The organism is Paenibacillus sp. P5_B5, from assembly GCF_056400365.1.
Genome location: NZ_JBFULK010000009.1, coordinates 94,577 through 106,501 on the forward strand (window position 1 = coordinate 94,577; position 11,925 = coordinate 106,501).

Sequence of the window (11,925 nt, forward strand, 5' to 3'; positions counted from 1 at the left end):
TTGATGATTTGTTAAGTTTTATGATAAAATTATAATATTATTGATTTTGCGATACGGTTTCTTCTTGAATACTCAACACTCCCTCTTGTAGAGAGAGTGTTCTTCGTTTTTGTAAGCCAATCACTAAGACACAGGATGGAGGTTACAGAATGCGGAAGGTATTTTCGTTTTTACATCCATATCGAAGGGCTATGAGTATTGCGCTACTGTTCATGTTTGCAGAACTAATCGTGGAATTGCTTCAGCCACTACTCATGTCCAAGATTATTAACCAAGGCATAGAGGGGCAGAACCTTTCTTTTGTTATCCAGTGGGGAGGCTTGATGGTTTTACTTGCAATTGCCGGATTTGCATGTGGAATTATCAATTCTTTCTATGCGGCACATGTCAGCCAAAACTTTGGGTTTGATTTAAGAAAGCAGTTATTTCATAAAATTCAATCCTTTTCCTTTGCCAATTTCAATCAATTTCCTACGGCTACCTTAATTACAAGAGTTACAAGTGATGTCACGCAAATGCAGAATGTGGTTTTTATGAGTCTACGCATTATGATGCGTGCGCCTCTAATAATGATTGGTGGATTAATAATGGCATTAATTATTGATGCTAAACTAGCATTAATTCTAGCAGTTGTTGTGCCGGCGCTCTTGTTGTTTCTGGTATGGTCAATGAGTAGGGCGTTCAAGCTGTTTCGGTCTGTACAAGAAAGACTGGATCATGCGAATGGTGTGCTTAGGGAAAATCTACTCGGGATGCGGTTAATCAAAGCTTTTGTTCGTTATCGTCATGAAATTAAGCGATTCACACAAGCTAATGAACAATTAATGAATCGGACAGTTGCTGCACTGCGAGTCATTGAACTAACGATTCCACTGCTACTACTGATCATGAATTTAAGTGTAATACTCATTCTTTGGTACGGTTATATCGAAGTGAACACTGGCGGAGCGAACGTAGGTAATGTTGTTGCGGTTGTTAACTATGCTGCACGAATTACAGGTGCATTCTCAGCCATATCGATGATTATTATGAATATTTCTCGCGCTAAAGCTTCTGTTAATCGGATTTCGGATGTATTTGAGGCCGAAGTGGATATAATCGACTCAGAGAAGGCTAACGATAATGGATTGTTTACGGAAGGTAAGATCGAGTTTAACGATGTTCATTTTCAATATGAGGATAGCTTGTTGCCGATACTAAAGTCCATTACGTTTACTGCAATTCCTGGTGAGACGATTGCTATTATGGGGGCTACAGGTTCGGGGAAATCCTCATTGTTCCAGCTCATCCCACGATTGTATGATGTGAATGGTGGAAGTATACGAATTGATCATACCGATATTCGAAGCATGAAGCTAAATCAGCTGCGCAAACAGATTGGTTATGTACCTCAGGAAGCCATGCTGTTTACAGGGACGGTAATGGAGAACATCCTATGGGGTAAAGAAAATGCTTCAATGGATGAGATCATACAGGCGGCACAGCAGGCCCAGATTCATGAGACGATCCTGAAGCTACCGCTTCAATACGAAACCATTATTGGTCAAAAAGGAGTTAATCTATCAGGAGGACAGAAGCAGCGCCTCTCCATTGCTAGAGCTCTTATTCGTAAACCGAAAATTCTGTTGTTAGATGATAGCACGAGTGCGCTAGATTTAAAGACGGAAGCGAAATTATTAGCAGCCATCCATACATATTCTTGTACAACCTTAATCATAACGCAAAAGGTAAGCACCGCCCTGCAGGCAGATCGCATTATCCTATTAGATGATGGACAACTTCTAGCGCAAGGCTCTCATGATTTGTTGTATCGCACATCTGAGCTTTACCAGCAGATCGTTAGCTCTCAGTTTGGTAAGGAGGGTGTGAGGCATGGCTAAACCAACCACGAAGAAACCAAGAACGAAGAATTTGCGTAAAACACTGCTTAGAATATGGGCTTACTTATCTATATATAAAGGCTTGCTAACATTGATTTTCATAATGGTTATTCTAAGCTCTATTCTGGGTCTGTTAGGTCCCTACTTAATAGGGCGGGCAATTGATGATTATATTGTCACTAAACAAAGCAGTGGGCTGCTGTCACTCCTTATATTCTTGGTGGGCGTCTACGTCTTACATTCTGTTTCACTGTGGCTGCAGAACTATTACATGATAGGTGTAGCTCAGAAGGCTGTATATTCGATGCGAACAGACTTGTTCAAGAAGCTGCATAAACTGCCGGTCTCTTATTTTACTAAGAGGCAGCATGGTGAGATGATGAGCAGGCTGACGAATGATATTGAGAATGTAAGCCAAACGCTTAACACCTCTTTTATCCAGCTATCATCTAGTATTCTCACTTTCATTGGGATGATTACACTTATGCTGTGGCTTAGTCCCATATTAACTTTAGCCACATTAATTATTGTTCCCATTATGTTTATCGGCATGAAATGGATTACGAATCGAACCGGTAAATACTTCAAAGATCAGCAGCGAAACTTAGGCGATCTAAATGGATTTATTGAGGAGACGTTCTCGGGTCAGAAAATCGTCAAAACCTTTTCGCAGGAGCAGAGGGTTATCGATCAATTCATTGTCAAAAGCGAACGGCTCAAAACTTCCGGCTACTGGGCACAAACCTATTCGGGATTTATTCCGAAGCTGATGAATGTCTTAAATAACTTAAGCTTTGCAGTTATAGCAGGAGTAGGAGGGGTGCTCGCACTGAATCAGCTTATAACGATTGGAGTAATTGTAACCTTCTCGGAGTATGCGAGACAGTTTACTAGACCACTTAATGATCTAGCCAATCAGTATAATACCTTTCTATCCGCTATTGCTGGCGCAGAACGAGTGTTTGAGGTGCTCGATGAGGATGAAGAAGAGAAGGATGAGGGAAATGCGATTGAACTGACAGATATCCGTGGAGAAATTGAATTCGATCACGTCTCATTCGGGTATGAGCAGGGTAGTAACACCTTGTCGGATATTCAGTTTCACGTAGCTCCTGGTCAAACCGTTGCATTAGTTGGCCCAACTGGAGCGGGCAAATCGACGATTGTACAGCTTATCTCACGGTTCTATGATTCTGATGAAGGCAAGCTGTTCATAGACGGCTATAACATTAAGGACATTAAGCGCCATAGCTTGCGTCAATTTATGGGATTCGTATTGCAGGATGCGTTCCTGTTCCATGGAACGATTCGAGATAACATTCGTTATGGCAAGCTTGAAGCAAGTGACGAAGAGGTTGAGCAAGCAGCTAAGCTAGCTAACGCACATGCTTTCATCATGAAGCTTCCTAAGCAATATGACACCGTACTAGATCATGATGGTAATGGCATTAGCCAAGGACAGAAGCAGCTCTTATCGATTGCACGAGCGATTCTAGTCGATCCGGCAATTCTCATCTTAGATGAAGCTACAAGCAGTATTGATACAATTACCGAGATTCGAATACAGGAGGCGTTGTATCGCCTGATGGCTGGTAGGACGAATATTGTGATTGCACATCGATTGAATACGATCCAAAAAGCGGATAACATCCTTGTACTTGAAGACGGTCGTATTATTGAGCAAGGCTCACATGAATCGCTTCTTAAGAAACAGGGTTTCTACTATGGACTGTACGATAGTCAGTTTAGTCATTGATCGCCCGTATCATAACTGCAAAAGGCTGCTCCCAAGAAATTTCTTGAAGAGCAGCCTTTTTATCATTCTATCACTCTATCAGGCAACTGATTAACATAACTGTCCGATAGAGTTAATAATTTAAGCGTTCTAGTAAATTCATCCTCTGTAACACCCATCTGCTCAGGGCTGTAGTTCTCAACAGGATCAAGCGGGTATTCAGTACCGTCTTCGAATCCACTGCCTGTGATGAACAGAGAGGTAGAACTCATGAAGGAACCTGTAGGCAAGTAATACCTTTGGGGTAATAGATTCATAGTCTGGTTAAGCAAATCTTGCCCAAAATGAATGTGATCCTTGAGTGATATTCCCATTAAATTAGCAACTGTAGGCAGGATATCGACCTGCCCACCAACTTGACTAAAGACCTGAGGATTCGTAACTCCAGGCGAAGCGATAACCAGTGGGACGTTAATCATATCTGCTGAGGCATATTCACGCCCATATATTTCTTCCATTAGTTTTTTGTCATCACGATCTAGTGAATAGATGGGTAATCCAAGATGATCCCCGTATAGAACGAGTACGCTATCTTCCCAGACACCATTCTTCTTCAATTCCTCGATAAACAATCCAAGTGCATAATCGGCATAATTCTGGGAGCGAATGTAATCCCCGACCATTATGCCTTCATAACGTTCAGGAAGCGTCATGCGTTCTTTTTCCTTCGGAATGGTGTAAGGATGATGAGCAGACATAGAAATAACATGTGCAAAGAATGGATTCTCTGTTTGGTTCATTTTCTCAAGCTCAGCGGCAGTCTTGGAATATAGTATTTCATCTGATGGTCCGAAGAATACAGTATCCTCTTCACCGAAGAAATCTTGGTCATAATACCGATCGAAGCCAAGTGCTTTATACATTTCGCCACGATTCCAGAACTCAACTACATTCGTATGGAAAGTGGTTGTCGTATAGCCCTGATCTTTAAGTAGCTTAGGTAGACTAGGCAACTCTTTATTAGCATAAGTTTGTGTCGCTGCTCCGCGTGGTGGAATGTAATAGGACGTATTGACAACAAATTCAGCATCTGAAGTATTACCTTGACCTACTTGCTGATACGTATTAGGGAAATAGAAGTTTTCTTTAGCAAGCTGATTCATGACGGGTGTTATTTCTTGACCATCTATCTTAAGATCAATCAAGAACTTCTGGAATGATTCCATCTGAACCATGATGATGTTCTTACCCTTAGTTGCTCCAAAGTATTGTGGAGTTGCAGGTTCTTGAATTCCTTTGATCTGGTTAATCGCTTCTTGCGTAATTTCTTTGCTGTCCACTAGCTCTTGTTTATCTTTAGCGAATATCGTATAAGCTTCATAATTTAGAATGCCCATTTGTTCGGTTTTTGTTATCTCGCTCATGCTAGCACGATTTGGCATAATATTAAAAGCACACAGAGCTACTGAGGCAACAAAAAAGGATAATACAATTTTTCTTGGTAGCTTACGTGCACATACGGCTTTCCAAGTAATGGCTTTGGTTTTGCGGAAAAGAAACACGCCGATTACAATGATATCTACAAATATCAAGAGGAAATAAGGATCCATTAAAGAAAAAACACTGTTCTTAACGGCTGTCACTTGGTTAACTTGTTGTAATGCATGATAAGTTACAATAACGCCATAATATTTATAGTACATAATAACTGCAAAGAATATAGCCGTAAATACGAGATTGGCGACTAAGTAATAAGTAAGTTTGCGCTTCGTTGCGAACCATTCAATGAGACAGAAGGTTATCCACACAAATGGTAATTCTTTGAGTAACAATGTCCATAGCTGCTCTACATCAAATAGGACATGCCATGTTAAAACACCTTTGATCAGCATAATGATTGAAAAAAGGATAAATGGTTTACTACTAATCTTCCATATTTTTTGTGATAAGGACATATAACCGCCTTCCTTCCGCGAGGACATTGATGAGTTGTATGAATTTACAATTCGAAAATAGAATGTTGTTTGCAAAATGTTCTTAGAAATAATTATGCTGGTTCTCGTATATGAATGTCAAAAGTTGAACGTCCTGTTTCGACTGTCGTTTTATCCATTCTATATAGTAATATAGATTAGATGAAATAACTATAAGTCTGGAGTTTATAATGATTAACATAAATGGAAACCTAATCTACCTGTATACCTATGCCTGTCATGAAGAAGAAAGAGCGTTGTGCAATTTGGAACTACGTACATTATTTGGTGTAGAGCCAAGTGATTACTTTATTATAAGTGAGCTGCGGCTTGATCCAAGTCGGAGTCCTTTTATCAAAATGCGAATTACCCTTATCTTAGAAAGTGACAGCTTGGATGGGCTTACGAAACAAACGGAAGCTATTGAGTTAGCAGGTGACACGTTCAAGGTGATCTATATAGAAACAGGTATAACTGTTGACTATCAGGAGCAGCGATCAATCGAGAGAGCGGTAGGATATCCTATTCGAGGCAAAGCAGAAATGCGTAAACCAGATCGAATGTTTGGGATTATGAATATAGGAGGGCAATGGCTACTTGGGGAGTGCTGCAAAAGCGAAGCGATATGGCTTGCTCATAATAACAAACCACAGCATTATTCAACTGCACTAAGTACACGTGTTGCTAGAGCAGTTGCAAATATCGCAGTCCCTGATCCAGAGGGAATCAGAGCCATAGATCCGTGCTGCGGAATTGGCACTGTGCTTATAGAGGCATTATCGATGGGGATCGATATCGTTGGGTATGACATTAACCCACTCGCAGTGCGTGGAGCACGTGTGAATTTGGCTCATTTTGACATGCCGAGTGTTGTAGCTATTGGAGATGTAAGAGAGTTAACGGGTACATATGATGTAGCAATATTAGATCTGCCCTATAATCTCTGTTCAGTTATATCGGTGGAGGAGCAGCTTGAAATGCTCGTAAGTGTTCATCGCTTAGCTCACAAAGCTGTTGTAGTGACGACAGAAACGATCGACTCTGTAATTGAACGTACAGGATTCACAATTATCGATCGCTGTGTCGTCAGTAAAGGCAAATTCTCTAGGCAAATTCTAGTTTGCGGGAAGAATTGAAGTCATAAATGTTTTCCATGAAGTCTGTTTATCACCGAATGTTAAAATAACAGGATATCCCATTTTTATCGCGAATAGTATAATGTAGAAATTCAGGATAGGAGTGAAAGCACATTGATCGGATCTAATGCGATTATGGAAGTTACGAATCAATATGGAGCGCATAATTATAATCCACTTCCAATTGTGATTACTAAAGCAGAGAGGGTATGGGTGGAGGATCCTGAAGGGCGTAAGTATATGGATATGTTGAGTGCATACTCAGCCTTAAATCATGGTCATCGTCATCCTAGAATTATTCAAGCTCTTAAAGATCAAGCGGATAAAGTTACTCTTACATCACGTGCTTATTATAATGAACAATTAGGCTCGTTTAGTGAGAAGCTCTCTCAGTATACAGGCAAATCTATGATTCTTACGATGAATACAGGTGCTGAAGCAGTGGAAACTGCGCTCAAAGCTGTAAGACGCTGGGCTTATAAACATAAAGGGATACATGAGAACGAAGCGGAGATTATTGTTTGCAGTGGTAATTTTCATGGAAGGACAATTACGATTACTTCTTTTTCTTCAGAGGAGGAATACCGAACTGGATTTGGCCCGTTCACTCCGGGGTTCAAGATTATTCCGTATGGAGATCTAACTGCACTTGTGGAAGCGATTACACCGAACACAGCTGCCTTTCTAGTCGAACCGATTCAAGGTGAAGCGGGTATTATTATTCCTCCACATGAGTTTCTTCAGAAGGCTTACACGATCTGTAAGGAGCAACGTGTGTTGTTTGTAGCTGATGAGATTCAAACCGGATTTGGTCGGACGGGACACTTATTTGCTTGTGACTATGATCAGGTTGTACCAGATATCTATATATTAGGCAAGGCATTAGGTGGTGGAGTGATGCCAATCTCGGCTGTTGCAGCAGATGAAGAAGTGCTTGGTGTATTTAATCCAGGCTCGCATGGGTCGACCTTTGGGGGGAATCCACTTGCCTGTGCTGTTGCGATTGCTGCTCTAGATGTGCTGAAAGATGAGGAATTAGTGGGTCGTTCGTTAGAGCTAGGTAACTACTTTATGGAACAGCTTAAACAAATGCATTCTCCTCTCATCAGGCAAATTCGAGGGCGAGGTTTATTTATTGGAATTGAACTGAATGAGTTAGCAAGACCTTATTGTGAAGCTTTAAAGGATCTAGGATTGCTATGTAAAGAAACGCATGATACGACGATTCGGCTAGCTCCACCTTTAGTCATAACCACGGAAGAAATTGATTGGGCACTTGAGCGAATTCGCAGCGTGCTGACGAGATAGATTAATGGAACTATAGGACTGAACCTGATGTCTAAAGTAGTTAATCCAAAGAGAGGAATGAATGTGATGACGAACAATATAGCTTTATCGTTAATTAGTGTAAAGTCTGGGCTAGGTGCGGGGAGGCTTGGAGCTGAGCTTGGACCTGAGAATATCATTCAGGCAGGACTAATTCGACGTCTTAATCAACTTGGATATACACAAATCAAAGAGAAACATATTACAAGTCCCTTAGGTAATCAGAAGCAGGGAACTTCTAAAATTAGACATCAAGATGAGATTGTTACGGTGTGTAAACAGCTTGCACTTGAGGTAGAGGAGGCTATTCATACAGACACATTTCCTCTTATATTGGGGGGAGACCATAGTATTGCGATCGGCTCGCTTGCAGCTTTAACAAGTCATTATCATAAATTAGGTGTGATTTGGTTTGATGCTCATACGGATATTAACACTGAGGAAACAAGTCCTACAGGTAATATGCACGGGATGCCCCTTGCTGTTGCGCTTGGCAGAGCACAATTAAAGCTATCCGATATTCTCGCAGCAGCACACCATATTAATCCAGAGAATATTGTCATCATTGGTGCGAGGGATCTGGATCAAGCAGAGAAAGAAATCATTCGTTCGTCTGGAATTACTTGTTTTACTATGCATGAGATTGATCGTATGGGGATGGCTAAGGTAATGGAAAAAGCACTGCATATCGCTCAGGATGGTACAGATGGTGTACATCTTAGCTTCGATTTGGATAGTGTTGATCCTCAGGAAGCACCAGGTACAGGTACGCCAGTACCAGGGGGAGTTAGTTATCGCGAAGCACATTTTGCCCTTGAGCTTATGTATGAATCTGGGCTTATTACTTCGGCTGAATTCGTTGAAGTGAATCCAACACTGGATATTAATAATAAGACAACAAGGCTAGCAATTGAACTCATTTCATCATTACTTGGTAAGCGAATATTGTAATGTTTAGCAAAATTGCCATTTCAACTGGAGAACAGCGTATTTTTGCGAATATTTTGCTGACGGTAGGTATGGTGTGAAAAAAATGCTTTGCTGAGCTCAAATCAGCAAAGCATTTTTCTTAATTCGTTTGCGACACCCTCGTTTTACCAAGAAAAAGTGATATCGCAATATAAGCAGCTCCTAAGACGTTGGAGCGATCTTGAAGTGTCGTAAATTGAATTTGCAGCTTTTTGCGATGGTAGGAAAGCGTTCTTTGTGTAATTACACGCCCAATTGAGCTTGAAATCCAGCGTTCTGCAAGACTGATTCGATTGCCAATGATGATCAGATCAGGATCCAGTGTATTGATAATGTTCGTAATACCGATCCCTAAATAATCCCCGATTTGATTAAATAAATGAATAGCACCTGTATGATTCTCATTGGCAAGTTCAATTAATTCATCAATCTGCAAGGTAGGCAGGTTAGCTGAGTGCTCCAAAAAAGCTTTTTCAGAGGCGTACAGCTCCCAACACCCGCGATTGCCGCAAGAGCATTTGCGACCATTTGCTTCAATGGTCATATGCCCCATTTCTCCTGAGTAGCCAGAGCTTCCTTTGTATACATCACCTTTGATAATAATGCCTGTTCCTAGCCCTAATCCTGCACTGATGTAAACTAAGTTTTGAGCATCTTTCGTTGCTCCATAGCGAAGCTCACCTTGAGCACCCATATTAGCTTCATTATCGATCATGACAGGAACTCCAAACTCTGCCTCGATCTGTTTGCCAAGATCAATCTGCTCCCACTCTAGGTTTGGCGCGAACAAGATCATGCGATTCTCATCGACCATCCCAGGAACACCGATGCCAATGCCAACGATACCATAAGGTGATTCAGGCGTTTGCTTGATTAGTGCTTGAATGATTATTTTGAGTTGTTCATAGACATAGGGGTAATCGTGATTTGTTAGGCTTTGACGAAGCTCCTCTACGATCTGACCCTCTAAATCCGTCAGTATAGCTACGATTTCATTCACTCTGATATCGATCCCTATTGCATATCCAGCCATTCGATTAAAAAGCAGCAGAAGAGGCTTGCGTCCGCCGCTCGATTGACCTAAACCAATTTCATGAACGAGATTGTCTTGAATTAAATCATTCACTAAATTAGATACCGTTGCTTTATTGAGGCCAGTCAATTCGGATACCTGTGCTCGTGAGATCGGAGAATTGGATCTGATCGTATCGAGTACGATAGAAGTATTCAATTTTTTGATTAAAGCTTGGTCTCCGGTGACTTTCATATTGCACTTCCTTTGTTTAATGGTTATACCTATTATAGCTATAATTCAGGTCATAATAAATATTTATTAAGATTATCTTCAATACTTAGTTTAATGGATATACAAACTTTTGACGGTGTGCTAGGATTAAGGCATAAATTATTATTTCATTAACCATGTAAGTACAACCCGAGGAGGCATCATATTATGGCTTACTTTGCAAACGTAAACAAAATTCAATTTGAAGGTAGTAAATCAGATAACGGTTTAGCTTTTAAACACTACAATCGGGCAGAGGTAATTGCAGGTAAAACAATGGAAGAGCATCTCCGCTTCGGTATGGCTTACTGGCATACTTTAACTGCAGGAGGAACGGATCCGTTCGGCAGCAATACAGCCGTTCGCCCTTGGAATGGTCTGACAGGACTTGACCTTGCAAAAGCTAGAGTAGAAGCTAACTTTGAGCTGCTTGAGAAATTGAATATGCCATATTTTTGCTTCCATGATGTAGATATAGCCCCTGAAGGCAGCAGCTTACGTGAAACGTTCCGTAACCTGGATGAGATCGTCAGCATGATTCAATCCTACATGAAATCAACAGGTAAGAAGCTCCTCTGGAATACAGCTAATATGTTCACAAATCCTCGCTTTGTACACGGTGCATCGACGACTTGTAATGCAGATGTGTATGCACATGCAGCAGCACAAGTGAAGAAAGGTCTGGAGATTGGTAAAGAGCTTGGAGCAGAAAACTACGTATTCTGGGGCGGACGTGAAGGATACGAGAACCTTTTGACAACGAATATGGAACTTGAGCTTGATAACATGGCTAGACTCTTCCATATGGCTGTCGATTATGCACGTGAAATCAAGTTTGATGCACAATTCCTAATCGAGCCTAAGCCGAAAGAGCCTACTAAGCATCAATATGATTTTGACGCAGCGACTTGTATTTCATTCCTGCAAAAATATGATTTGATGAAGCATTTTAAATTGAATTTGGAAGCAAACCATGCAACACTTGCGGGACATACTTTTGAGCATGAGCTAAGAGTGGCGAGAATCAATGGCGTGCTTGGATCACTTGATGCTAACCAAGGTGACCTGCTTCTAGGTTGGGATACGGATGAATTCCCAGTGGATATTTATAGTTCAACTCTGACTATGTATGAAGTATTGAAGAACGGCGGTTTAGGCAAAGGCGGAGTGAACTTCGATGCGAAGGTACGTCGTGCTTCATTCGAACCGGATGATCTGTTCTATGCACATATTGTAGGTATGGATACATTTGCGAAGGGCTTGAAAGTCGCAGCTAGGTTAATTGAAGATCGTACATTTGATAACATCATTGATCGTCGTTATGCAAGCTTTAACGAAGGCATTGGTCAAGATATCGTAAGTGGTAAAGCAACACTAACGAGCTTGGCAGACTACGCACTTAACAATGAGAACCCTCGTAAGAATGAGTCGGGTCGCCATGAGCTGATCAGAGGCGTTCTGAATCAATATATTTTGGCTGACTAATTAAGATAAGAAGCGAAGTGGATAAATGGGTTTCCAGAGTTCAGCTTATGGAAGCCCATTTCTGATGATGTACGGTCCGAATGTGCTTGACCAGGAGCACATTTCTGATTTGGTTTGGTAACATAAAGTTAAGAGA

General features: G+C 41.1%; 8 protein-coding genes. 6 read left to right on the top strand and 2 right to left on the bottom strand.

From position 1 onward, the window contains the following. The first annotated feature begins 149 nt into the window (after positions 1-149). Positions 150-1,880, top strand: a complete 1,731-nt coding sequence (locus tag AC1DOK_RS13635; RefSeq protein WP_477554832.1) for an ABC transporter ATP-binding protein — start codon at positions 150-152, stop codon at positions 1,878-1,880. Continuing rightward, positions 1,873-3,636, top strand: a complete 1,764-nt coding sequence (locus AC1DOK_RS13640) for an ABC transporter ATP-binding protein (protein ID WP_477554833.1) — start codon at positions 1,873-1,875, stop codon at positions 3,634-3,636. Before AC1DOK_RS13635 ends, AC1DOK_RS13640 begins: the two co-directional genes overlap by 8 nt. Positions 3,637-3,698: 62 nt before the next feature. Here AC1DOK_RS13640 and AC1DOK_RS13645 read toward each other — a convergent pair whose 3' ends face one another. Further along, positions 3,699-5,570 (bottom strand): LTA synthase family protein, encoded by a 1,872-nt coding sequence (locus AC1DOK_RS13645; protein WP_477554834.1) that lies wholly within the window; start codon positions 5,568-5,570, stop codon positions 3,699-3,701. A gap of 209 nt (positions 5,571-5,779) precedes the next feature. On the opposite strand from AC1DOK_RS13645, the gene AC1DOK_RS13650 reads away from it, so the two are divergent. The 3 genes from AC1DOK_RS13650 (at position 5,780) to rocF (ending at position 9,001) form a co-directional block, all read left to right on the top strand. Next, complete coding sequence (locus tag AC1DOK_RS13650) at positions 5,780-6,724, top strand: TRM11 family SAM-dependent methyltransferase (protein ID WP_477554835.1); 945 nt, start codon at positions 5,780-5,782, stop codon at positions 6,722-6,724. 135 nt (positions 6,725-6,859) lie between these two features. Further along, the gene (locus tag AC1DOK_RS13655) at positions 6,860-8,032 is read left to right on the top strand and encodes an ornithine--oxo-acid transaminase (protein ID WP_477554938.1); all 1,173 of its coding nucleotides are present in this window, start codon (positions 6,860-6,862) and stop codon (positions 8,030-8,032) included. Positions 8,033-8,059: 27 nt separating this feature from the next. Continuing rightward, positions 8,060-9,001 carry an arginase gene (gene rocF / locus AC1DOK_RS13660; protein WP_477554836.1) on the top strand — a complete coding sequence of 314 codons (942 nt, stop codon included), beginning with the start codon at positions 8,060-8,062 and terminating at the stop codon, positions 8,999-9,001. Positions 9,002-9,119: 118 nt separating this feature from the next. Here the strand turns inward: rocF and AC1DOK_RS13665 are convergent, their stop codons facing one another. Further along, entirely contained in the window at positions 9,120-10,286 is a 1,167-nt protein-coding gene (locus AC1DOK_RS13665; protein ID WP_477554837.1) for an ROK family protein, read from the bottom strand. Positions 10,287-10,472: 186 nt separating this feature from the next. Here AC1DOK_RS13665 and xylA point away from each other — a divergent pair, with 186 nt between their 5' ends. Then, the gene (xylA, locus tag AC1DOK_RS13670) at positions 10,473-11,789 is read left to right on the top strand and encodes a xylose isomerase (RefSeq protein WP_477554838.1); all 1,317 of its coding nucleotides are present in this window, start codon (positions 10,473-10,475) and stop codon (positions 11,787-11,789) included. Positions 11,790-11,925 lie beyond the last annotated feature (136 nt).

Excerpts from the sequence above, each read along its gene's own strand:
- AC1DOK_RS13640 (WP_477554833.1), top strand. The coding sequence starts at position 1,873 with ATGGCTAAACCAACCACGAAGAAACCAAGAACGAAGAATTTGCGTAAA.
- AC1DOK_RS13645 (WP_477554834.1), bottom strand. The coding sequence starts at position 5,570 with ATGTCCTTATCACAAAAAATATGGAAGATTAGTAGTAAACCATTTATC.
- rocF (WP_477554836.1), top strand. The coding sequence starts at position 8,060 with ATGTCTAAAGTAGTTAATCCAAAGAGAGGAATGAATGTGATGACGAAC.
- AC1DOK_RS13665 (WP_477554837.1), bottom strand. The coding sequence starts at position 10,286 with ATGAAAGTCACCGGAGACCAAGCTTTAATCAAAAAATTGAATACTTCT.
- AC1DOK_RS13635 (WP_477554832.1), top strand. The coding sequence starts at position 150 with ATGCGGAAGGTATTTTCGTTTTTACATCCATATCGAAGGGCTATGAGT.
- AC1DOK_RS13655 (WP_477554938.1), top strand. The coding sequence starts at position 6,860 with ATGGAAGTTACGAATCAATATGGAGCGCATAATTATAATCCACTTCCA.
- AC1DOK_RS13650 (WP_477554835.1), top strand. The coding sequence starts at position 5,780 with ATGATTAACATAAATGGAAACCTAATCTACCTGTATACCTATGCCTGT.
- xylA (WP_477554838.1), top strand. The coding sequence starts at position 10,473 with ATGGCTTACTTTGCAAACGTAAACAAAATTCAATTTGAAGGTAGTAAA.